The organism is Tenacibaculum sp. SDUM215027 (assembly GCF_050566205.1).
Lineage (GTDB): Bacteria > Bacteroidota > Bacteroidia > Flavobacteriales > Flavobacteriaceae > Polaribacter.
The window spans coordinates 764,894-790,555 of sequence record NZ_JBNXUE010000001.1; the positions used below are offsets into that span (position 1 = coordinate 764,894).

Annotated in this window: 14 protein-coding genes; 8 read left to right on the plus strand and 6 right to left on the minus strand. The window is 32.5% G+C overall.

Going from position 1 to position 25,662, the window contains the following annotated elements:
• Positions 1–65 precede the first annotated feature (65 nt).
• The gene (locus ACQYZ7_RS03555; protein WP_430728407.1) at positions 66–3,194 is read left to right on the plus strand and encodes a M43 family zinc metalloprotease; all 3,129 of its coding nucleotides are present in this window, start codon (positions 66–68) and stop codon (positions 3,192–3,194) included.
• 56 nt (positions 3,195–3,250) lie between these two features.
• Here the strand turns inward: ACQYZ7_RS03555 and ACQYZ7_RS03560 are convergent, their stop codons facing one another.
• Entirely contained in the window at positions 3,251–3,721 is a 471-nt protein-coding gene (locus tag ACQYZ7_RS03560) for a CYTH domain-containing protein (RefSeq protein WP_430728408.1), read from the minus strand.
• A 92-nt stretch (positions 3,722–3,813) separates the two neighbouring features.
• Here ACQYZ7_RS03560 and recO point away from each other — a divergent pair, with 92 nt between their 5' ends.
• The 3 genes from recO to ACQYZ7_RS03575 are packed head-to-tail and all read left to right on the plus strand — an operon-like array spanning position 3,814 to position 7,296.
• The gene (recO, locus tag ACQYZ7_RS03565) at positions 3,814–4,536 is read left to right on the plus strand and encodes a DNA repair protein RecO (protein WP_430728409.1); all 723 of its coding nucleotides are present in this window, start codon (positions 3,814–3,816) and stop codon (positions 4,534–4,536) included.
• Position 4,537: 1 nt separating this feature from the next.
• Entirely contained in the window at positions 4,538–7,003 is a 2,466-nt protein-coding gene (locus ACQYZ7_RS03570; protein WP_430728410.1) for a TonB-dependent receptor, read from the plus strand.
• An 11-nt stretch (positions 7,004–7,014) separates the two neighbouring features.
• Positions 7,015–7,296, plus strand: a complete 282-nt coding sequence (locus ACQYZ7_RS03575; RefSeq protein WP_099214785.1) for a DUF3817 domain-containing protein — start codon at positions 7,015–7,017, stop codon at positions 7,294–7,296.
• Between the two features lie 20 nt (positions 7,297–7,316).
• Here the strand turns inward: ACQYZ7_RS03575 and moaD are convergent, their stop codons facing one another.
• The 3 genes from moaD to ACQYZ7_RS03590 form a co-directional block, all read right to left on the minus strand.
• A complete protein-coding gene (gene moaD / locus ACQYZ7_RS03580) occupies positions 7,317–7,559 on the minus strand; it encodes a molybdopterin converting factor subunit 1 (RefSeq protein ID WP_430728411.1) in 243 nt (80 codons plus the stop codon).
• A 9-nt stretch (positions 7,560–7,568) separates the two neighbouring features.
• Complete coding sequence (locus tag ACQYZ7_RS03585) at positions 7,569–10,034, minus strand: DUF5686 and carboxypeptidase regulatory-like domain-containing protein (RefSeq protein WP_430728412.1); 2,466 nt, start codon at positions 10,032–10,034, stop codon at positions 7,569–7,571.
• 128 nt (positions 10,035–10,162) lie between these two features.
• Complete coding sequence (locus ACQYZ7_RS03590) at positions 10,163–12,763, minus strand: AsmA-like C-terminal region-containing protein (RefSeq protein WP_430728413.1); 2,601 nt, start codon at positions 12,761–12,763, stop codon at positions 10,163–10,165.
• A 119-nt stretch (positions 12,764–12,882) separates the two neighbouring features.
• Between ACQYZ7_RS03590 and queG the strand changes: the two genes are divergently transcribed.
• Positions 12,883–13,806 (plus strand): tRNA epoxyqueuosine(34) reductase QueG, encoded by a 924-nt coding sequence (gene queG / locus ACQYZ7_RS03595; protein WP_430728414.1) that lies wholly within the window; start codon positions 12,883–12,885, stop codon positions 13,804–13,806.
• A 40-nt stretch (positions 13,807–13,846) separates the two neighbouring features.
• On the opposite strand, the gene ACQYZ7_RS03600 is transcribed toward queG, so the two are convergent.
• The gene (locus ACQYZ7_RS03600; protein WP_430728415.1) at positions 13,847–14,485 is read right to left on the minus strand and encodes a PAS domain-containing protein; all 639 of its coding nucleotides are present in this window, start codon (positions 14,483–14,485) and stop codon (positions 13,847–13,849) included.
• 315 nt (positions 14,486–14,800) lie between these two features.
• Positions 14,801–15,418, minus strand: a complete 618-nt coding sequence (locus tag ACQYZ7_RS03605; protein WP_430728416.1) for a PAS domain-containing protein — start codon at positions 15,416–15,418, stop codon at positions 14,801–14,803.
• Positions 15,419–15,555: 137 nt separating this feature from the next.
• On the opposite strand from ACQYZ7_RS03605, the gene ACQYZ7_RS03610 reads away from it, so the two are divergent.
• The 3 genes from ACQYZ7_RS03610 (at position 15,556) to sprA (ending at position 25,645) form a co-directional block, all read left to right on the plus strand.
• Positions 15,556–17,850, plus strand: coding sequence for an NADP-dependent malic enzyme (locus ACQYZ7_RS03610; protein ID WP_430728417.1), 2,295 nt, complete (start codon positions 15,556–15,558; stop codon positions 17,848–17,850).
• Between the two features lie 64 nt (positions 17,851–17,914).
• Complete coding sequence (ruvA, locus tag ACQYZ7_RS03615) at positions 17,915–18,496, plus strand: Holliday junction branch migration protein RuvA (RefSeq protein ID WP_430728418.1); 582 nt, start codon at positions 17,915–17,917, stop codon at positions 18,494–18,496.
• A gap of 21 nt (positions 18,497–18,517) precedes the next feature.
• The gene (sprA, locus tag ACQYZ7_RS03620; protein ID WP_430728419.1) at positions 18,518–25,645 is read left to right on the plus strand and encodes a cell surface protein SprA; all 7,128 of its coding nucleotides are present in this window, start codon (positions 18,518–18,520) and stop codon (positions 25,643–25,645) included.
• The last annotated feature ends 17 nt before the right edge of the window (positions 25,646–25,662 follow it).

The window sequence follows — 25,662 nt, forward strand, 5'->3', positions numbered from 1 at the left end:
ATTGTATTGAATTGATTTGTTTTATAGCTGTAGGTTTGTTTTAAGTAATTTAAAATCAATTAATTATGAAACAAAAAATTATTTTGTTACCCTTCTTCTTTTTGTTGTTTTTCTGTGTTGAAGCTATGTTAGCTCAAGACTGTAAGGTTACAAGTGAAAATCAAAAGGTATTTTTAAAATACCCAGAATCAAAAAAAGAATTTGACAAATTTAATAACTACACAAAAAATGTAGTAAGGGAAAAACAAACTTCGCCTTTAAATAGAGCGGGAGAGATCTATACCATTCCTGTAGTTGTGCATGTTTATGGATCAGTTCAACATGGGCAAACCGTAACCTATGAAAAAATAGAAGTCGCGTTAGATAAATTGAACGAGGATTTTAACGGACTTAACGATGACTTCAATACTGTTGATCCCATTTTTTCAGGAAGACGAGGTACTCTTAGTATTCGATTTGCTTTGGCAAAAATAGATCCTGATGGAGGCAGTACTAATGGTGTTGTATTTCATCCAGAAAAAGCTGGATATGGAAATGGTTCAGGTTATGATGCTCAAATAGCAGCCGATGCTTGGGATAACTATAAGTATATGAATGTATACATTATGGGAGATTTGTATGCAGACGGGAGTGCAACAAATTCAGGTGTTGCTTGGTACCCAAATACTAGTATGTCTGACAACAACACCGCTAGAGTGGTTTATAATGGTCGCTATATTCATGGTAATACAGATAAAGAATTTGCTTCGGTATTAACACATGAATTTGGTCATTGGTTAAACCTTATACACACATTTGAAGGTGGATGTAACGATCCAAATGGAGACTATGTAGACGATACACCAAAAGAAGATTCTAATTCTGGAGATGATGGTTGTACCGTTGGCGCTAGTGATTGTGGTAATTTAATTAATTATGAAAATTATATGGGTTATGATGCTGCTGCTGGTTGTGGAAAAATGTTTACAGAAGGACAAATAGATAGAATGCTTACGGCATTACAACATCCAGCACGTAAACCTTTATGGCAACCAGCTAACTTAACATCTACAGGGGTAGGTTTAACAGGAGCGTCTTTAGTAGTAGGTAGTCCAATGGTGGAAGAAGAATTATCAAATAATGGAGCGATAGTTAATGAAGCTAAAAATGTTACGCTAGATGGAGGTACTTTTACCGTTAGTTCTGGAAGTTTATTTGAAGGAACACATTTTGAGACAAGTCTGCCTCAAGGGGTATCAGCACAAATTACGGTAGTAGATAATCAAAAGTTAAATGTAAAATTTACAGGTCAAGCATTAAATCATGCTAAAGCTGATAATTCAACAGGTACAATTACCTTTAAAAATGCAGCAATTTCAGGAGGAACGTCCTCTTTAAACTCAGATAAAATAACGTTTAATTTCTCTTTTTATGATCCTTATAAAGTGGTGTATTTTGATAATCAAGATTACACGGCTAACTCAGGAAGCACATGGACATTTTTTACAATAGATGATGCTAGTAATAATAGATTTGGAACGTTTTATGAAAATAATTCATTGATATTAGAGACGTATAAAAAAGCATTAGTATGTCAATCAGGAACTAGAAATGTAGAACTAGTTGAGTTAAATACAGTAATTGATCAGGAAAGTTCTTGGGTAGATGGAGGAGGATATCCTGATTTGCATGTAATTAGAAACGCTAGTTACACTTCCTGGGATGGTAAAACCGCTTACATAGGTTTTCAATTAGAGTTATACCCTGGAAAAACTAATTATGGTTGGTTCAGAGTTAATGTTAACAATAATGGTACTTCGTATAGTTTGTTAGATTATGCATATAGTACAGAGCCTTATGGAGCCATTAAGGCAGGAAGCAAAGTTTGGGATGGAGGATCAACTTGTAATGATGGCATTCAAAATGGAGATGAAACAGGAGTTGATTGCGGTGGTTCATGTGAGCCTTGTATAATAACCTATTGTGATTCTAACGGTAAAAGTGTTAATGATGAATTTATTAGCAACGTGCAGTTAAATACGATTAATAATAGTTCTTCTGGTTCAAATGGAGGATATGCAGATTATACATCTACAGTGTCAACTAGTTTATCAAAAGGAGGTGACTATTCAATAACTATAACACCAAGTTGGAGTAGTACTATTTATTCTGAAGGATATAGTGTTTGGATCGATTATAATCAAGATGGAGATTTTACAGATTCAGGAGAGCAAGTTTGGAGTAAAACTGCTTCTAAAGACACTTCGGTAACAGGAGAGTTTACCGTGCCTAATTCAGCAATTTCTGGAGAGACTAGAATGAGAGTGTCTATGAAATACAATGGAATTCCCACAGCTTGTGAATCGTTTAATTATGGTGAGGTGGAAGATTATAAAATCGTTATAGGAAGTGAAGTCGCTACGTGTAATGATGGTATTCAAAATGGGGGCGAAACAGGAGTTGACTGTGGAGGTTCTTGTGAACCGTGTAACACAGATATAGTATATGTTAATATAGACGACCTAACGGTAACTCCAAGTGATGTTTGGAAAGTTTTTAAAATTGAAACAGGCGATAATACAGATTATGGAGCTTGGTATACTAGCAATTCTGTACGATTAGAAACCTACAATAAAGATATTGTTTGTGAAGGAACAACTAGCAATGCATCCTATTTAGCAGAAGGTGTTTCGGTTGGAGCGCCAAGTAATTTTGTAGCAAATTCTTATCCTTATACAGTTAGTTCATCCGATTATACATCTTGGAATGGAAAAACAGGTTTTATAGGGTTTACTTTTAATATAAATGGAAATACACACTATGGATGGTTCCATATTTCGGTAGCAAGTGATGGGCAATCTTATACGTTGACAGACTACGCTTACAATAAAAAGGCAAATGCGGCAATTACAACAGTAACAAGAAGCGGAGTTGTAGGGGCTAACCATGAAAAGTCAAATGATAGTGGAATTATTTCTGCAACACCCAATCCATTTATATCACAAACTAAAATTGATGTTTCTAGTCTTTCTAAGGATGGAGCTATACGATTAGATGTATATGATTTATTGGGAAGGCATATACACAGTAAAGACATTCAATCGCCATCTACATTTATACTAATTGATGATAGTGTAATTAAAAGGGAAGGAATGTATTTATTAAAAATCCAATCAGGAAAACAAGTAAAAACTCTTAGTATTCTTAAAAAATAAGAAAAGAGTTTTGTTAGGGGAGTAAAAACTGTTTGAAATATTTTCAAGCAGTTTTTTTACCATTTATTATAAGGGAACTTGCTTAAGTTAGAATTGTAGTATTTGGCAATTCCGGTAACTTCCTCACCTAGCCACTCAGGTTTTGTAAAGTGTTCGTTTTCGTTTTCTAGTTCTACTTCGGCAATTAATAAACCGTTGTTTTCTCCCAAAAAATCATCCACTTCAAAAGTATGATTATCAATCTTTACCAAATATCGATACTTTTCAATAATCCCTTTTTCACATAAATTAAAAAGAGCATCAGCTTCCTTTTTGTCAATTTCTTTTTCCCATTCAAAACGAGTAGTACCGTTAGTGTTAGAAGCTCCTTTGATAGTTAAAAAACCAGTGTTGTCTTTAATTCGAACTCGTACTACACGCTCTTTATCTGAATTTAAAAAACCTTGTTTTATGTAGTTTTTTTGAAAAGCTTTTTTCTTAAAATCTGTGGATTTAACTAAAAACTTTCGCTCTATTTCTATAGCCATACAAAAGGGAATCAAATTTATACGAATGTACTATTTTTGTTGATATTATTGAATATCTTTGGTTAATGATTTTAACAATTAAACATAATTAAATGGCTGTAATTACTACAAAATCCATTGTTTTAAGCTCTCTTAAATATGGTGATACCAGTTTAATTGTAAAATGTTTTACTTTACAAGAAGGAGTAAAATCGTACATGATAAAAGGAGTGTTAAAATCAAAAAAAGGAAAATTAAAGCCAGCACATTTTCAGCCACTAACACAACTAAACCTTACCGCAAACCATAGCAATAAAAGCTCATTGCATTCTATTAAAGAAGTACAAGTAATTCACCCGTATGAAACTATTCATACTTCCGTAGTTAAACAAACTATTGTGCTTTTTTTATCAGAAGTATTATCACATATTCTTCAAGAGGAAGAAGGAAATAACCCTTTGTATAGTTATATTGAAACTTCTTTAATTTGGTTAGACACACATGATGAAGTAGCAAACTTTCATATATTGTTTTTATTGAATTTATCTAGGTATCTTGGCTTCTATCCAGATACAACCAATATTGATAAAGTTGCATTCAATTTATTAGAAGGGAGGTTTACCAATACTGAATATGAAAAATTAACGCTTTCAGGAAAAGAGATAATGTTGTTTAAAAGCCTGTTAGGCATAAATTTTGATGCAATAAATTCAATTTCTTATTCAAAAAAAGAAAGACAAATTATTCTTCGAATTATAGTTCAATATTATGAATTACATTTGGAGGGATTTAGAGAACCTAAATCATTAGATGTTTTAGAAACCGTATTTAGTTAACATGAAACAAAGAATTACCATACTTTTTTTATTATTTATTACCACAATTTTTTCTCAAACTATTACTATTATTGATGCTGAAACAGGTAAAGCTGTAGAGGCTGTTGCAGTTTTTAATAAAAGTAAAGGAACATCGGCAGTAAGTGATGAATCAGGGAAAGTAGATGTTTCTGACTTCAGAGATAATGAGTTGCTTACGTTTGCACATGTATCATATGCACAGTATCAAGAAAAAAAATCAGTAATAAAAAGTAATAAATACTACGTTTATTTATCAAAAAACTCAGAGCAGTTAGATGAGGTAGTTGTTTCAGTTTTTAAAAATAGAGAAAAAACCAATCGAATAGCAGAACAAATAGCAGTGGTTTCTTCAAAAGAAATAGAAAAACTATCACCACAAACTTCAGCGGATTTATTAGCAAGCGTACCAGGGATTAAAGTTCAGAAATCACAGTTTGGAGGAGGAAGTCCTGTTTTGCGGGGAATGGAAAGTAACCGAGTGCTTTTGGTGGTTGACGGTGTTCGTATGAATAATGCAATTTATAGAAAAGGACACTTACAAAACTCAATTACAGTAGCTCCAAATTTATTAGATAGAACAGAAGTTGTTTTTGGTCCGTCATCAGTAATTTACGGTTCTGATGCATTAGGTGGGGTTATTCACTATTATACCAAAACTCCTAAGTTATCAGAAAAAGGAAGTGAAATTAAAGGAAATACATTTTTACGATATAGTTCAGCAAATAATGAAATAACAAATGTAGTTTCTGCCGAACTGAGGTTTAAAAAATGGGCATCTTTTACAAGTGTAGCCCATAGCAATTTTGGAGATTTAAAAATGGGAGAAAGGCGTTCTCATGACTTTGATGATTGGGGAAAAGTTCCTTTTTACTCTAACAACACGAATACTTTTTACAATGACACACCAGTTGCTAATTCTAATCAGGATTTACAAAGAAATACAGGCTACAGTCAAACAGACGTACTACAAAAGTTTTATATTCCTTTTTCAAAAAACACTGATTTTAAACTGAACTTACAGTATTCAACTTCTTCAAACATCCCGCGTTTTGATAAGTTAACTGAGTTGAAAAATGGAAGTTTAAAATTTGCTGAATGGTATTACGGACCTCAAGAACGTTTGTTGATTTCTCCGCAGTTAATTATCAACCCTAAGAAAAAGTGGATGGATAATGGAACTATTACCTTAGCATATCAAAATATAAAAGAAAGTCGTATACAACGAAAGTATGGAAGCTTAGATAGGTCTTACAGAAATGAAAGTGTAGATGTTTTTAGTTTGAATGGAGATTTTACAATACCCTTAGCTAAAAGAAGGAATTTAGGGTATGGAGTAGAAGTTACTTACAATGATGTAGCATCAAATTCTTATGGAAAAACATTGCGTGTTAATGGTAATAAAATTATTGGTTTTGATGATGATTTTACCGTGCAATCTCGATATCCTGATGGAGGAAGCAGTTATTTAAGTTCAGCTTTTTATGTAGATTATCGTCAAGATATTAATGATAAATCAACATTAAACACAGGAATTAGAGGTACCAATACTGTGTTGAAAGCAAAATGGCTTGATGAAACGTTTATAGATATTCCTCAAAATGATATAAAACTAGATAATCAATCGTTAACAGCAACTATAGGGTACGTATATAAACCAAATAAAACTTGGCAATTAAATACTGTGTTATCTTCTGGTTTTAGATCACCAAATATTGACGACGTAGGAAAAATAAGAGAGAAAAATGGAAAAGTAACGATACCCAATATAGAATTAAAACCAGAACATGCATATAATGCTGAAATTGGAGTTCAAAAATACTTTAATAATAGAAAGTTTAGAGTTGGCGCTAACGTGTATTATACTTTGTTGAATAATTATATTTATAGAGAGAGTTTTGAGTTGAATGGAAGCTCAACTATTGAGTATGATGGAGAAGAAGGAACTATGGTAGCAAATGTAAATAAAGGAACAGCTTATGTTACTGGTGCTACGGTGAGTTACCAAGGAAAGCTACATAAGAACTGGAATACTTCTGGGTTTGTTACTTATACCTATGGTAAAACTTATGATACCAACGAACCAATGTCGTCTATTCCACCGTTATTTGGTCGTTTTGATTTAAGCTACGTTAATAATAAACTTGAAGGAGGAGCTAATCTAGTTTTTAATGCTAAAAAAGATATTTCAGATTATAACATAACTGAAGGTATTGATAACCATGAACAGACACCAATTGTGAATCCTAATGCAACTGAAGATGTTAACAAATATTATGGAACTCCTAGTTGGATGACTGTTGGATTGTATGGGAAGTATCAGTTCACAAAAAACATCGCTTTGCAAGCACAATTGTCTAATTTATTTGATGAGCATTATAAAGAATTTGCTTCGGGAGTTTCAGCTGCAGGACGTAATATTTCAGTATCTTTGCTAACCAATTTTTAAGTAAAAAATCAATGATTAATTTTTTTAAGTTAGTAAGTTTATTAGAAGGAATATCTTATATTTTATTACTTTTTATAGCAGTGCCAATAAAATACTTACAAGGAAATCCAGAATATGTAAAAATGCTGGGTATGCCTCATGGATTGTTATTTGTAGGATATATAGTGTTAGCAATCATGTTAAAGTATGAGCTAAACTGGAACGGTAAAACTTTCGGAATTGTTTGTTTACTTTCTATTTTACCTTTCGGTACATTTTTCGTTGGTAAATACTTAAAAAAGGCTGAAGCTTAGTTTTTTCAAAAGGCAATAAATTATCCTCCGCTAACTGGAGGAATAATTGCGATTACATCATTTTCTTTTATGAGTATATTGTCTGTAGCGTAACTTTCGTTAATAGCTACAGCATACGAACTCATTTTTTGTAGCTCAGGGAATTCTGCTAAAAGAAATTCTTTAAAGCTAGCAACAGTACTTTTGTTAGGTAGTTCAATTTCTATTGAAGAACTATCAATCAAGTCTGTGGCTATACCGAAAAATAGAATGCTTATTTTCATATAACAAATCTACAATTTTATCCCGAAAACGATTCTGTTTTCATGTTTTCCGTTAAAGTAAGAGCGAGCAAAATCTACACGTAAAAAACGCCATTTTCCAATACCAACATTATCTAAGCCAATAGCAAATTCAGAATAAGGTTTGTTACCAGCTGTAAATAATCCTTTTGCTCCAGTAACTAGATGAAAGTTAAGTTTGTTTAACAAAGGAATCTTGCTTAATAATGCTCCTTTAAAGTTATATTCTCCATGGAACTTAGTGTATTTATCATTAGAACTTAAATTATAATAAGGTAGCATGTAAAAGTTGTCCAAATAGTTGTCTTTTGGAGCTATTAACAAACGATTTCCGTTAAAATGAGCATAATCTATAAATGGAATGTCTTTTTTCTCTAAAAACATACCTCCTTTCGCTTTGTAAGCAAATTCTCCCCAGTTGCCTAAATTTATTTGTTGATACAATTGAGAAAAAACCACATCTGAATTCCACTCAGAATTTCCTGATCCGAAGTTTTTTTGATAGCCAATGTATAGTGATGGGTACTTACGACTAGGGATGTTGTATTTTCCATCAGGATATGATAAATATTTTTGTCCAAAATTAATGTTCGCTCCTAAAGAAAAAGTCCACATTTGATGAGGTATAAAACCTGTTGAAAAATCGGCAGGATTTTGCGGATTGTTAGAAGTATAATCTATATCATCTTGAGGAAACATTACATAATCAGTTGTATTAAATAAAGGTTTTCTATCTGCAAATTCTAAAGAAGAAAATATACGTATTCCGTTCGTTACTTCTTGAGAAAAGGATGCTTTGGCAAATGCCTTTTCATAAATTTTCAAATGGTTTCTTTCAAAACCAATAGAACTTATTGTGTTCCAAAACTTAGAAATAGGCTGTTTTGGGTTAAATTGTGGTGTGGCAATTCCTCCAGAAATTGTTAAAACAGGTCGTGTAGTATTGTTCCAACGATAGTTAAAGTTGGCTGTAGGACGCACTTTTTTCTCTGAAAAACCATAATTAACATCGGCATCAAGACTAAAACGTTTTCCTTTTTTGTTCAATGATTTTCGGAAGTTAACACCTAAAGAAGAATTCCATCCTTGCACCGTATTAAAATTAAGGCTTTCAATAGGCGAAGAAGTGCTTATCGACCACTTGTTGTAAGAGTCTTGGTAAGTGTAACCAGAAAGAATATCTAAGGGTTTAAACTTGTTATTTTTGGTGTCAATAGAGTCTAGATATTTCTTCGATTTTCGAATGGTTTTTATACTGTCTTTTAATTTGTAATCCGATATTTCTTCAGAAGTTAAAGTTACAGGACGAATTTTTTTCCAATATGTTGAATCCTTTTCAGTAGCATTTTCAGCAAATGAAAGAACCTCGTTACCAAAAGAGTCTTCAGTAAAATTAGGATTAAAATTATAGTTAGAATAAGCAGCAGAAAAGCGTCCGTTAAAATTAAACCCAAATAACCCAGCTTTAAAATCTATGGTTTGCGTAACGGGTACCCAAGCTTTGTTTTTAGTAGAGAAATTATAATTCTGTTTAATATGCAGTGAATCTACAATAGGCAAGCTTATTTGTGCGCCAGTAACAATAACATCCGCACCATAAATAGCCCAACCATCTTCAACTATATAGATGAATCCACTAAAAACCCGATCGTTTTTACGTTTTGGTAAAAGTTGAATTTTGTTAATTAGTTTTCCATTTTTATCATAAAAAACACCCGTTAGTTTATAGTTGTAATAACCAAAAGCACCATTTGCAATAGGAGAAATAACTTTAACATCAGCCAAATCAAAAGAGTTTTCATAAAAGTTAAAATTTACTTCTTCTGCTTGATTAAAACTAATACCGTTGTCTTGTCCGCTAACTTTTGAAGCTATAATGTGTTCTTTAAAGTTTTTAGGGCTTTTTTGGAAAGCGATTTTTGAGACCGTTTCAGAAAGGTAAACGACGCCTGTTCTGGTTGAATCCAATCCACCGCCCATATCACCAATGTCTTGTCCTAAAAACTTTTTTGGTAAATCTTTTACCTTAAACAAACCACGAGAGTAAAAATCGGCAGTATACTCAGCAAACTTATCGGTGTTTTTAGCTTTATTATCAATAGCGTTTCTAATAATTTTATTAGCAGGGTTCTCTTCAGAAGAAACTACAACTTCATCTAAAGTAACTTCTTCTTCGGATAGTGTAACATTTAAAATAAAAGGGAAAGAATTAATTTCAATAGTTTTTTTTAGGGTTTTATACCCTAACATTTGAAATATTAGCGTGTGCTTTCCTTTTGAGTTAAAGGCTAACTCATAGTCACCATTTGTATTGGATGTAGTGCCTGTAATAGTATTTTCTAAATATACACTTACAAAAGAAACCGGTAGGTTTTTGGTGTTAGTAACCTTTCCTGTAATTTGAGAAAAAGTAATTGAAGAGCATACTAAAAATAAAAATGTAGTTATGTTTTTCATAGTCAGTTAGTTGTTGGTAACAAACATAAAAGAAGAACTTTGTAAAGTGTATTTAAGAAGTGTTAAATAACTTACAAAGTTCTCTTAATATAAGTAAGACTATGAAGTAGAAAAAATGTTACAAAAGATTACTTAACAGTGTCCTTTTGTTGCTTTTTCTTCTTTTTCCCGAATAAACCACCTAAAACATCTGTTACTTTTTTAACAGTTTCTTCCTTTTTGTTGGTCGTATTGGTGCTATCTTTCTTTTTATTTCCTAATAAACCACCTATAGCGTTGTTTACTAATTTATCTTTTTGTTGCTGAACTAATTTCTGACTTAATTTAGTAACCGATGAAGATAAATCGGTTTTTACAGAAGGGTTAGTCATGTTTCCTGCAATACTTGCAGTAATAGGAACAGTAATGTTTTGTTGGTCTTTAGCGCTTAGCTTAGAAAGTAATCCTTGTGCTTCATTACCTAAATATTTAGCAGGAACATTTAACGTAACATTATAGTTCATTGTTTTATCAAATCCATGGCTTCCACCAACAGTAATACCAATATCTTTATATTTTAAATCGAAAGGCTTTACAACTACTTGTCCGTCTTTAAAAGATAAATAAGTTTTAATGTCAGATAAATCTAGTTTTGACAAATCGATGAATGATAACTTATTGTTTAATAAGCTTAAAGCTTTTGTTTTTTGAGGGTTAATGCTTGTCGTTAGTAATTCAGCTAAAGCCTTACCAGAAATAGAGGCTAGATTTGGGGTAAAATCACCATTTAAACTTCCTGTTAAATCAATATCAGAATTTAATTTACCACTCATAGCACCAGCAATAGGACTCAATGACTGTAGTAAATCTAAACCTGTAAACGATTGAGCAATATCAAAAGACTTAATTCCTAACTTCATATCGAAAGTAGGTTGCTTCTTTTGAGTGTTAACCTCACCGTTTAAAGCGATTTGACCATTAAAAATACCAGCATTCATATTTTGTAATATGGCTTTTTCATCTTTTAAAAGAAGTGTTCCTTTTACATTTTGTAAGGTTAAGTTATCGTAGTATACTGTTTTGGCGTTAGCAGAAACAGCACAGTCTAAAAATGCAGGGATTTTTAAAGCTTCTGTTGGAGTATCTTTTTTAGATGTTTCCTCTTTCTTTTTGGTCGATTCAGGATTTTCTTGCATAAAATCGCTCACATAAAAAGCGTTTGAATCTACTTTAAAATTTCCTTGTAGTTTTTTGTCAGAAAGTAAAAAGCCTAACAGGTTTTTAATTGTTCCTGTAGCTTTTAAATCACTTTTTCCTGAGGTAGCATCAAACTTACTTAAGGTAATGGTACCTGGAGTAAAGCTAACTTCAGTATTTTTGATATGAAATGGATTTACAACATCTTCTGAAGAAAAAACAAAGTTGCTTACTTCCATTTTTCCGTTGTTTTTAATGCGACTTAATGTATTGTTTTCAATCGCGTTCATATCAAATTCAGTACGTAAATCTGCCTTTAAAGTTCCACTTAATTCATTTTCTAAATCTACAGGGTAAGCTTTGTTAATATTAGCAAGGTTTAAAACACCTTTTAGGCTAGCTTTTACTTTTGGGTTGGTAGTTAGGTTGTATACATTTCCTTTTCCAGAAAAAGTGTCCTGATCAATCTTAAAAGAAAGTCCATTAATAGTAACAAAAGTATTTTCGGTTTTACCAGTAGTATTTTTTATTTGTGCGTCAATATTAATGTTTTGAACACTTTTAGGTAAATCAGGATATTTAAATGAAGCGTTATTTGACTTCATAGAAATATCTAACTTCGGAATGTGTTTATCGTCGATAATTCCGTTTACTTTTCCGTCTACACTAAAATTACCAGTAGTACTTACTCCAGCAATACTTTTAGTGTAGGCTTCAGGAATTAATCCTAAGAAGTTTTTAAAGTCAGACGAAGGTGTCTTAAAGTTAATATCAACCTCTTGATTGTTCTCATTTATTTGAACAAAACCATCAAATACCAATGGAAGGTTGTTTAACTTGGCTTCGTTTTTTAAGAAAGAAAACTTCATATTGGTTAAGTCCATTCCTAAAATAGCATCCAATTCAATTTTCTGATTTTTAGCATACGAGTTTCCATCCATTCCGAAAGAAACTAAAGTTGAAGTTTGGGTGTCTAATTCTGTATTTGATTGAGAAAAGTCACCACTTCCGCTATGATTTAATTCAGTAAGCTCAAGGTTTAACTTGCCTTGTTTGTCATTGTATTTTATCGTAGCATTGTTAATAGCGTACGAATTAATTGATAAACCAAAAGTTGATGGTTCTTCATTTTTATTCTCTTTTGTTTCTGAGGGCTTTGCAATGTCGTAATTGGCATTTCCTTTTTCATCAACTAATACACTTACCAAAGCATCATCTATAGAAAAAGATTTGATGTTTAATTGATCAGAAGAAGCTTTGAAAAGCTCAGTAAGTTTCAATGCTAGGTTTACTTCTTTTGCATACACCAAAGTATCACCTTCAAAAGGAGCTTTGTTAATAACTGTTAGGTTTGATAATTGAACAGATGCGTTTGGAAAGTTTCTAAGTAAACTTAGGCTAGAGTCGCTAAAATCAACTTGTGCATTTACGTTGTTGTTAATTGTCGTTTTTACTAAGTTCATCACTTTATCTTGAAATAACAGGGGAATGCTAATCAAAAGGATGAAGAAAAAAGCTACAACACCTAATAATATTTTATATATCTTTTTCATAATGAATAAAGTTTGTCATGTAATACTAACGAACAAAGTTCAGCATTTATTTGTAAATAGAAAGTGAATAAAATTATAATTTTTCTTTTGGTAATTTTGCGCTTATAAAACTATTTATTTTGAACAGAAGAAAGCAATATTCATCCTTTATTAAAGAGCAAGCAAAACGTTTGGGGTTTTTAGGTTGTGGTATTGCAAAAGCTGACTTTTTAGAAGAAGAAGCATCCCGTTTAGAAGAATGGTTGCAAAACGGGTATCATGGTGAAATGCGTTACATGGAAAATCACTTTGATAAACGTTTAGACCCTCGTTTGTTAGTTGATGGTGCAAAATCAGTGATTTCTTTATCCTATAATTATTTTCCTTCGGAAATTCAGCAAGAAGGAAGTTATAAGATTTCAAAATATGCTTACGGTCAAGACTATCATCATATTATTAAAGATAAATTACGTGAATTATTACAGTTGATTAATGATGAAATAGGGGAAGTGTCTGGTCGTTGTTTTGTAGATTCAGCACCTGTTTTGGAGCGTGCTTGGGCTGAAAAGTCAGGATTGGGTTGGAATGGAAAACATTCGTTGTTAATTCAAAAGCAGCAAGGGTCATTTTTCTTTTTAGCTGAATTAATTATCGATTTAGAATTAGAGTACGACGAGCCTTTTAAAACAGATCATTGCGGTAGTTGTACTCGTTGTATTGATGCGTGTCCAACACAAGCTATTTTACCTAATAATACAGTTGATGGGAGTAAGTGTATTTCGTATTTAACTATTGAATTAAAAGATGCAATTCCATCAGAGTTTAAAGGTGAAATGCAAGATTGGGTGTTTGGTTGCGACGTATGTCAAGATGTATGCCCTTGGAATCGTTTTTCACAACCACACGAAGAAAGTTTGTTTACACCGCAAGAAAGTTTATTGCAAATGACAAAACGTGATTGGCAAGAGTTGACACAAGAAACGTTTAGTAAGGTGTTTAAAAAATCAGCCGTAAAACGAACTAAATTTTCAGGTTTGCTAAGAAATATTGATTTTATAAAATAGAAAAACCGCTTTTAAAGCGGTTTTTCTCATATCCTATAAATTATTTAGGGTTAGTTTCTCCAAAGAAAAACCAATTAAGTCCTTTTTTAATCATTCCACTTTCTTTTACTACAGCCTTTTTTTCTGCTTCTTTTAAATTAGCAGTTTCTCCTTCAAATAGGTTTACAACAAATTCGTCATATGAGGCGTTAACCTCTTCTTGTAAGAAAGAATTGAAATATAATTCACTTGCTTTTTCACCTTTAACTTTTTCAATTTCTAATAGCGTTTTGTATAAAGGTTCTATTTTTTTCACAACATTTTCAGGTAAAGACTTTCTTCTTCCAGTATATCCAGTGATTTTTCCACTATCATCTTTTTCTACATCAAAATCAGTAATAACCCAGTAGTATCTACCTGTTCTTGTTAAGTTTTTAACAATAGCATGGAAATTGTTCCCTTGTTTTAGGTTGTCCCATAATACTTTGAAGACTACTTTAGGCATATCAGGATGCCTAATAACATTGTGAGGTTCTCCAATAAGTTCTATCTTATTATACTCCGAAGCTTCTTCGAAAGTGTCGTTCATATATAAAATAGTTCCTACAAGATCTGTTTTGCTAATAATTGTTTTAGACTTGTCCCATTTTACTTCCTCATTTATGGTTTTGGAAGGTCTAAGAGCATTGTTTGTGTCCATTCCTTTTGTTTTAATAGTTTTTCGGGGTGGTTTACTTAAAAATAATCAGCAAATATAAGGTTTTTGATACGGCAGTGTGTTTTGATTTGGTTTTTAGTTGAGTTAAAAGTTGTTAAAAACAAGTAATTTTTATTTAATCTAAAATATTAGTTTTTAAATAATTGTATTGTGTTATTTTTTCTTTAAAAATAACAGGATAGTGCTGTTTTTAAAGTAAGAGTGTACAAAGAAAATTAATGTTAAAAGAAAAAGGAGAGAAACATATGTTTCGCTCCTTTAGAAGAATGTTTTTAAGAGGATTATTGAGGATGTAATCTATTTTGGATTAGTTTCTCCGAAGAAAAACCAGTTCAATCCTTTCTTTAAAGGGTTTGCTTCGCTTTTAACTTTTTCAGCTTCTTCTTTAGAAAGTTCTTCGTTAAATAAGTCAACGACAAACTCATTGTATGTTTTGCCAACTTCTTCTTTTAAGTAAGCTTGAAAATACATCTCACTAGCCTTTTCACCTTTTAGCTTTTCAATATCTAAAAGCGTTTTGTATATAGGTTTAATTTTTTTAACAACACCATCAGGAACTGCTTTCCTTCTGGCTGTGTATCCAACAATTTTACCTTCTTCATCTTTATCAATAGTAAAGTCAGTAATAACCCAATAATATCTACCTGTTCTTGTTAGGTTTTTAACGATTGCATGAAAGTTGTCGCCTTTTTTAAGAGCGTCCCATAAAACTTTAAAAGCTATTTTGGGCATGTCTGGGTGGCGAATAATATTGTGAGGTTCACCTACTAATTCGATAGTGCTGTATTCGCAAGTGTTAGAGAAAACATCATTAGCATATAGTATAGTTCCGTAAATATCAGTTTTACTTACAATGGTTTTAGTTTTATCCCATTGTACTTCTTCGTCAATAATGTGTCTTTGTGTAGTTTCCATTTTTTTTATTTGGTTTAAGGTTAGAGCAAAATTCAGGAAATTTTTAAAGACGAAATATGACTTTTATCAGGTTACAAATTCTTTTTACTTCATAACAAAATGTATATTTGTAAGTTCAAACAAACAAGAACGAACCTATGAGAGATTCTAGAAAAAGGCATGAAGCACTACTTTATCATGCTAAGCCGAAGCCCGGAAAAATAGCAGTAGTACCTACCAAAAAATATGCAACTCAACATGATTTGTCGTTAGCATATTCACCTGGAGTAGCAGAGCCTTGTTTAGAGATAGCTAAAGATAAAAACAACGTTTATAAATATACCGCAAAAAGTAATTTAGTAGCCGTTATATCAAACGGAACAGCCGTTTTAGGATTAGGAGATATTGGTCCTGAGGCATCTAAGCCAGTAATGGAAGGAAAAGGGTTGCTGTTTAAAATCTTTGCTGATATAGATGTTTTTGATATTGAAGTAGACGTAACAGATGTAGATAAATTTGTTGAAACTGTTAAGGCAATAGCGCCAACTTTTGGAGGAATTAACTTAGAAGATATTAAAGCTCCTGAAGCTTTTGAAATAGAAAGACGATTAAAAGAGGAGTTAGACATTCCTGTAATGCACGATGATCAGCATGGTACAGCAATTATATCAGCAGCTGCCTTAAAGAATGCATTAGAAATTAATGAAAAGAATATTAAGGATGTGAAAATTGTTGTTAACGGAGCAGGAGCAGCAGCAATTTCATGTACACGTTTATATTTAGCTTTAGGAGCTAAACGTGAAAACGTAGTTATGTGTGATAGTAAAGGCGTTATTAGGAAAGATCGTGATAGCCTAACTTCACAAAAAGCTGAATTTGCTACAGATAAGGATGTAAACACATTAGAAGAAGCCATGTTAAATGCAGATGTATTTATTGGTTTGTCAAAAGGAAATGTGGTTTCTCCTGAAATGTTACTATCAATGGCAAAAAATCCTATTGTTTTTGCAATGGCAAACCCAGACCCTGAAATATCTTATGACTTAGCAATTGAAACTAGGGATGATATTATTATGGCGACAGGAAGATCAGATAATCCTAACCAGGTGAATAATGTGTTAGGTTTCCCATTTATTTTCAGAGGAGCGTTAGATGTACGTGCAAAGAAAATTAATGAAGAAATGAAAATGGCAGCGGTACATGCATTAGCAGATTTAGCGAAGCAATCAGTGCCTGAACAAGTAAATATTGTATATGATGAAGTAAGTCTTTCTTTTGGGAAAGAATACATAATTCCTAAACCGTTTGACCCTAGGTTGATTTATGAAATTCCACCAGCAATTGCGAAAGCAGCTATGGACTCTGGAGTAGCTCAAGAACCTATTGATGATTGGGATAAGTATCGTGAGGAGTTAATGGATCGTTCAGGAACAGGAAGTAAAGAGGTACGATTATTACATAACCGAGCGAAGAAGAACCCAAAGAGATTAGTGTTTGCTGAAGCAGATCATTTAGATGTGTTGAAAGCAGCGCAAAGAGTATATGAAGAAAAAATAGGTAAGCCAATTTTATTAGGGAGACGAGAAGTTATATTAGAATTAAAAGAAGAATTAGGTTTTGATGCTGATGTACCAATTATAGATCCAAAAACAGATGAAGAAGAGGAAAGAAGAAATCGTTATGCTGAGGCTTTTTGGAAAACTAGACAGCGTAAAGGAGTAACCTTTTTAGAAGCTCAAAAATGGATGCGTGAACGTAACTACTTTGCTGCGATGATGGTGAATTCTGGTGAAGCGGATGCTTTAATTACTGGGTATTCAAGACCTTATCCATCAGTAGTAAAGCCAATGTTAGAGTTGATTGAAAAAGATCATGGAGTAACAAGGGTGGCGGCAACCAATATGATGTTGACTAAACAAGGACCTATATTCTTAGCAGATACAACAATTAATATCAATCCAACAGCAAAAGATTTAGCTAAAATTACACAGTTAACATCAGTATTGGCTAAAATGTTTGGAATGAAACCTCATGTTGCAATGTTAGGTTTTTCAAACTTTGGATCATCAAAGTCAGAAAGCTCAACTAAAATTAGAGAGGCAGTTTCTTACATTCACCGTCATCATCCAAATGTTGTGGTAGATGGTGAGTTACAAGCAGATTTTGCTTTGAACCCTGAATTATTAGCAAAAGAATTTCCTTTCTCTAAATTAAACGGAAAAAGAGCAAACGTATTAATTTTCCCTAACTTAGAGTCAGCAAACATTACCTATAAGTTAATGAAAGCTGTTGATGAAGTAGAGACGATAGGGCCAATTTTACTAGGAATGAGTAAGCCAGTACATATCTTGCAATTGGGGGCAAGTGTTGATGAAATGGTAAATATGGCTGCAGTAGCAGTTGTAGATGCTCAAAACAAGGAAATGAAAGCTAAAAATAAGATTTCTCAATAGGTTAGAGAGAAATTTTTTTAAAAGATAATTTTGTCTATTTTAGACAAATAGAAAAAATAGCTGGATGATAACACAAATAAGGGGAAAACTTGTGGAAAAAAATCCTACATATGCTGTTGTAGATTGCAACGGAGTAGGGTACTTAATGCATATTTCTTTAAACACATATTCATCATTACCAAACGATGAATATGTGTTGTTGTATACACACTTATCTGTTAGAGAAGACGCACATACACTGTATGGATTTTCAACGAAAATTGAACGAGAAGTTTTTCGATTGCTAACTTCGGTTTCAGGAGTAGGACCAAGTACTGCAAGAACAATGCTATCTTCAATGACTTCAGAAGAAGTTTCGCAAGCAATAGCTTCTGAAAATGTGAAGTTAATTCAAACTGTTAAAGGTATTGGGGCTAAAACAGCACAACGAGTTATTGTTGATTTAAAAGACAAGGTATTGAAAACCTTTGATGTTGACGAAGTTTCTGTGGTACAGAACAATACAAATAAAGAAGAAGCGTTATCTGCTTTAGAGGTTCTTGGGTTTGCGCGGAAGCAAGCTGATAAGGTAATAGGGAATATATTAAAAGAAACACCTGATGCAAGTGTTGAAATACTTATAAAACAGGCGTTAAAAAACTTATAAAAAAGGTTGGAAAAAGCAGTTATGAATAGATTACTTACAGCGCTTACTGTTTTAGTAAGTGTTGTTTCGTTTTCGCAAAATACTCAAAAGGATAGTATTAATCCTGTTAAAAAAGATACTGTAATTCCCCTTAAATACAAATTTAAACATAATCAAAACGGAACACTTTACTTAAATAACCCTACTCAAAAAGTGGTTACTTATGATAAAGCTTTGAATAAGTTTATGATGGTCGAAAAAATAGGAGACTATTATGTTGGAACCCCTATTTTTATGACTCCTAAAGAGTATGATGAGTACCGTTTAAAAAATGATTTAAAAAATTACTTCAAAGAAAAAGTAGATGCTACTAACCCTAAGAAGAAAGGAAATGAAGCAGCTCGTAAGAACTTACTACCCAAATACTATGTAAACTCTAAATTTTTCGAATCTGTTTTTGGAGGCAATACTGTTGAGGTAAATCCGACGGGACAAATAAATATTAAGCTTGGGGGAGTATATCAAAATAATGAAAACCCTCAAATTTCTGTAGAAAACCAAAGTAGTTTTACTTTTGATTTTGACCAGCAAATTAGTGCAAGTTTACAAGCAAAAGTAGGAACGCGATTAAAGGTGACTGCAAATTATGATACCCAATCTACTTTTGATTTTCAAAACATTATTAAGTTAGAGTATACCCCAACCGAAGATGATATCATTAGAAATATAGAGGCAGGTAATATTAGTATGCCTATTAAGAATTCATTAATTAATGGTGCACAATCGTTATTTGGGGTAAAAACTGAATTACAATTTGGTAAAACACATATAACGGCAGCTTTTTCACAACAAAATTCACAATCTAAAACAGTCGTTGCCGAAGGAGGAGCAACCATTGAACCTTTTGAGTTAAGAGCTTCTGATTATGATAATGATCGACACTTCTTCTTATCACAATATTTTAGAGAAAATTACAAGAAGGCTTTAGATAATTATCCATTAGTTAATAGCCCTATAAATATTACAAGAATTGAAGTATGGGTTACGAATAGAAATCAAAATGTAAGTGATTACCGTAGTATTGTTGCTCTTGCCGATTTAGGAGAGTCAGATGATGTAAACGAAGTAAACCCATCAGAAATTACAACAACACCCGGAGCAATATCAGTCAACTCTAGTATTATACCATATAATGGAGTGAATAATTTGAGCTCCTTGTTAGCAACAAATTCAGGAGGAATTAGAGATGTTGCAACCATTGATGCTGCTATTAATGGTATTGGAGTTCCTGCACGACAAGGGTTTAACTACACCTATTTACAAAACGCTCGTAGGTTACAGCCTAATGAATTTAAGCTACACTCACAGTTAGGTTTTATCTCGTTAAACAGAAGACTGAACGACGGAGAAGTTTTAGCTGTAGCTTTTGAATATACTGTAGTAGGAGCTTCTAATGGGGAAACAGTATTTAAAGTAGGAGAATTTTCAAATGATGGAATTGCTGCTCCTGCAAATATTGCTGTTAAGTTATTACGTAGTGAAATTTTAAATACTACGAGACCTGGGGATGATACAGAAGCATTTCCAACATGGAGACTGATGATGAAAAACGTGTATGCTTTAGGAGCTTTTCCGTTACAACGTGACGGATTTCGTTTTGAGTTATTATATCGTGATGATGAAACAGGAACCTTACAAAATACGTTGCAAAAAGCACAAACTCCCGGTATAACAGATAAACCGTTGTTACGTATTTTAAATTTAGATAAATTAGATCAAAGTGAATATGCAGTTACGAATGGAGATGGTTTCTTTGATTATGTGGAAGGAATAACGGTTAACTCTGAAAGAGGGTACATTTTATTTCCCGAACCAGAACCATTTGGTAATGACTTAAAAGATGAACTTACCAATCCTTCAGATCAAGATAAGTATGTATTTGAAGAACTGTACTTAACTACAAAAATTCAAGCAAAAAATGAATACCAAAACTTAGATAAATTCTTTTTAAAAGGGTATTTTAAATCAGAAACAAGTAGAGGTATTTCTCTTGGAGCTTTTAATGTACCAAGAGGATCGGTAAGAGTTACAGCTGGAGGAAGACAATTAGTTGAAGGAATAGATTATGTAGTAGATTATCAGTTAGGTAGAGTACAAATTTTAGACCCAGGTTTAGAAGCTTCAGGAATTCCAATCAATGCCTCTGTAGAAAATAATACATTCTTTAATCAACAACGAAAAACATTTATAGGAATAGATGTTGAACATCGTTTCTCTGAAGATTTTATTTTAGGAGGAACTTTTTTAAATGTTAGTGAAAAACCAATTACACCAAAGGTAAATTTAGGAGGAGAACCTATAGATAATATCATGTTAGGGTTGAATTTAGATTACTCTTCAGAAGTACCTTATTTAACAAAACTAGCAAATAAATTACCTTTTGTTGAAACAGAAGCACCGTCAAATGTTTCAGTAAGAGCAGATATGGCGTATTTATTACCGGGTTCTCCTAGCGGAATTAATGTAGACGGTACTGCAACTTCATATTTAGATGATTTTGAAGCATCACAAATACCAATTAACTTAAACTCACCACAACAATGGTTTTTAGCCAGTACACCAGAATCTCAAGGATTTGATGGAGGTACTTTTGGTTTAGAGTACAATTACAAAAGAGGAAAAATAGCTTGGTATAATATTGACCAATTATTCTACGGAAGTGGAAATAGACCAAGTAATATTGACGAAAATGAACTATCGAGAGATGAAGTACGTCAAATACGTTACAATGAGTTGTTTCCAAATACTGACTTAGATATTACACAGCAAAATTTAGTTAGAACGTTAGATTTAGCTTACTACCCAGCTGAAAGAGGTCCGTATAACTATAATGAGAATGCAAATACAGTAACATCTGAAGAACGTTGGGGAGGTATTATGCGATCATTAACCACAAACAATTTTGAACAAGCGAATGTTGAGTACATTCAGTTTTGGTTAATGGATCCATATGAAAATTACTCAATTACAACAGAAGAAGGTTTGCCTGCAGGAGTAAACCCAAATGATCCAACTAATCAGGTAGGAAAATTATTTATAAACTTAGGTAATGTTTCAGAAGATATTTTAAAAGACGGAAGAAAGCAGTATGAAAATGGACTTCCCGCTGATGGGCAAAAAGCAGATGGAGGAAACGTTCAAACCTCTATTTGGGGAGATACACCAATTAATCCATCAATTTTATATGCTTTTGACTCTAGTAATGATGCAAGAACTAATCAAGATATTGGTTTAGATGGGTTAAGTGATGAAGAAGAAAGAATAAAATTTCCAGCATTTGCAGGGTTAGATGATCCAGCAGGAGATAACTTCCAATTTTTTAGAGGAGGCGCTATTGAGAGTACAGATCCATCTGTTTTATCTCGATATAAAAACTTTAATGGAACAGAAGGAAACTCACCAACTGCCAGTCAATCTGGAGAGTCGTACCCAACATCATCTACTACATATCCAGATACGGAAGACATCAATAAGGATCAAACAATGAATCCTGTAAATAGTTATTTTGAGTACGAGGTTTCATTGAACAAAACAGATTTAATAGTTGGGCAAAATCATATTATTGATGAAAAAACACAAAATGTAACTTTGTTAAATGGAGCAACAAGAACTACCAAGTGGTATCAATTTAGAATTCCTGTAAGAAACGTTACTGATGCTCAAAAAATTAATGGAATTACCGATTTTAATAGTATTCGTTTTATACGAATGTTTTTAACACAATTCAAAATGCCAGTAGTACTACGTTTTGGAGAATTAGAATTAGTAAGAGGAGATTGGAGACGTTATACAAAAACACTACCAGATACAGGAACTCCTGATGATTTGGATTCAGACGAATTAAACAAATTTGAGGTAGGGGTAGTAAGTATAGAGCAAAACCAAGACCGTTATAAACTACCACCTGGAATTCAAAGAGAACGTTTACAAGGAACAAACAGAATTCAACGTCAAAATGAACAATCAGTAACCTTAAAAGTAACTGATTTAGAAGCAGACGAGGTTAGAACTATTTATAAAAATATTAGCATTGATATGCGTAGGTATAAAAAACTACGTATGTTTTTACATGCTGAAAATCAAAATAACGCAACAGGTGCCAATGATGATGAAATGGTAGCTATTATACGTTTGGGTACCGACCTAAACGATAACTACTATCAAGTAGAAAAACCTTTGAAATTATCTACTTCAAACGTATCGTCTTTAGATGTTTGGCCTAAAGAGAATAATTTAGATATTCCTTTAGAAGAATTAGCAAACTTAAAAATAGAAAGGCCAACAGGAAGTAATATTTCTGATGTATATTCATCAACAAGCTCTAATGGATTGAGAATTTCTGTGAGAGGTAATCCAACTTTAGCACAAGTAAGAACGGTAATGTTAGGGGTGAAAAATACAGTTGCTGATGAGAAAACTGTAGAGGTTTGGTTTAATGAACTTCGTGCCATTGGATTCGATAATAAAGGAGGTTGGGCTGCAGTGGTAAATGCGGATGCTAATATGGCCGATGTATTAGACGTATCGTTAGCAGGAAGAATGTCAACTATCGGTTTTGGTAATGTAGAGGATCGTGTACAACAAAGAAGTATTGAAGAAATAAAACAATATAGTGTAGCTACAAATATTCAGTTAGGTAAAATGATGCCTAAAAAATGGAATATGCAAGTTCCAATGAATTATAGTTACGGAGAAGAGTTTAGAGATCCAAAATACGATCCACAATTTCAAGATGTAGAATTAGAAGATGCTATTGATAAAAATCCTAACAGTAAAAATGCCCAAGACTATACACGAAGAAAAAGCATTAGTTTTATCAATGTAAAAAAGAATAGAAACCCTGAGAGTAAAAAGAAACCTAAGTTTTATGATGTAGAAAACTTCTCCGCTTCGTATGCACATAGTGATGAGTTTCATAAAGATTACAATATTGAAAGATATGTGAACACGAATGTAATGGCTGGGGCTAGTTATAATTTTACTTTCGTTCCTTTTAATATAGAACCATTTAAGAAATCAGAAGGGTTTAAAAGTAGATACTTACAATTTATTAAAGATTTAAACTTTAACCCTGTACCTAAAACAATAGCATTAAACTCAAGAATTAATAGAAATTACAATAGTCAACTGTCAAGAAATTTAATTGATTTGCCTGTAGCCCAAACTGAGTTAATCCAACGAAGATTTTTATTTAATTGGGATTATACGATTGGTTTCGATTTAACAAAATCATTACAACTAAACTTCAATGCAGCTAATAATTACATTTATGACAGTTTTGGAGAAGATGAGAACTTAGAAGTGTACGATAAGTTTTTTGATATAGGAAGGCCAGATAATTACCATCAAAAGTTAAATGCAACCTATAAACTACCATTAGATAAGTTCCCTTTTTTGAATTTTATAAATGCAGATTATGGGTATACAGCTGATTTTGACTGGAAAGCAGGGTCACAAAGCAATAATTTGGTATTGCCTAATGGAACTAATATTAGCTATTTGGAGGTTGTGGGTAACATGATCCAAAACGCGAACACACATAATTTAAACACGAATATAGATTTTGGTCGCTTTTATAAAATTATAGGAGTAGATAAACTATTGTTAAAGGGAACAAAAAAGCAACCTACTCAAACAGGAATAGCAACATTAGGAGGAAACCAAGTAGTACAAAAAGCAAAGCTTAAGAAGAAAGCTACTTTTGGTCAGAAATTAGGGAAAGGATTATATGATGTGCTAACATCAGTAAAAAGAGCAAAAATTAGTTATTCTCAAAACAACGGAACATTATTACAAGGTTACAAACCTTCAGTTGGGTTCTTAGGAAGAAATAGTTTTGATGGAGGTTTAGCTCCAACCTTAGGTTTTGTATTTGGTAGTCAAACAGATATTTTAAACACAGCAATCGAAAATGGGTGGCTAGTAACTAGAACAAGTCAAGATGACCCTAATCAACCATATTATAGTAAGAATTATGCTAAAACAAGGTACAAAAAACTAGACTATAACGTATCTGTAAAACCTTTTAGAGATTTAACTATCGATTTACGAGGAAATAGAATTCAAACAAGCAATTTAACGCAGCAGCTAGATGTTGTTTCAAATGGTAGTGGAGGCTTTGAGCAAAACCCTAATATTAAACCTTTCGAAACAGGTAATTATAGTATTAGCCATTTTATGTTAGGAACTATTTTTACTGACAATGAAACATTATATCAAAATTTCCTAGATTATAGAAGTACAATTTCTAATAGATTATCGGCTGAATCTGGCTTACCTAACACAGGTACAGCAGCGTATCAAACTAACGGACAACAAGCAATGTTGCCAGCATTTATTGCAGCATATTCAGGAAATAGTCCAAACTCAGTAAGCACAGGCATCTTTAAAAACATACCAATTCCAAACTGGACACTACGTTTTAATGGATTTATGAAGTATAAGTGGTTTAAGAAAAACTTTACTTCGTTTACCTTATCACATGGCTATAAATCGTCGTATACAATAGGTAATTATACCAATAATTTGCAGTATAAAGGAGTAGATTCTAATTTACCAATTTCTCCATCTAACCCACCTATTACAAATACTTCTGGGAATTATCAATCAGAACTCTTAATTTCGTCGGCAACTTTAATTGATGAATTTTCACCATTAATAAAAGTAGATTTTAGAATGAAAAATTCAGTTTCATTCAAAGGAGAGGTAAGAAGGGACAGATCGTTAACATTAAATTTTAACAACAATACTTTAACAGATATTAAAGGAACAGAATATGTTTTAGGATTTGGATATAAGATTAGAGATGTTAAATTTGTCACCAGATTTACAGGAAAGAAAGAAACTTTAAAAGGAGATATAAATTTAAGAGCTGATATTTCGTTAAGAGACAATTTAACGTTGATAAGAAGTGTAGATGAAGAGAATAGTCAGATTACAGGAGGCGAGAAATTATTTGGATTAAAATTTATTGCCGACTATAATTTAAGTAGCAATTTAACAGCATCCTTTTATTATAATCACCAAACGTTTGAATATGCAGTTTCTACAACTTTCCCAAGACAGTCTATTAATGCAGGAATTAATTTAGTATACAACTTAGGAAATTAAAACAAACACAATAAAAA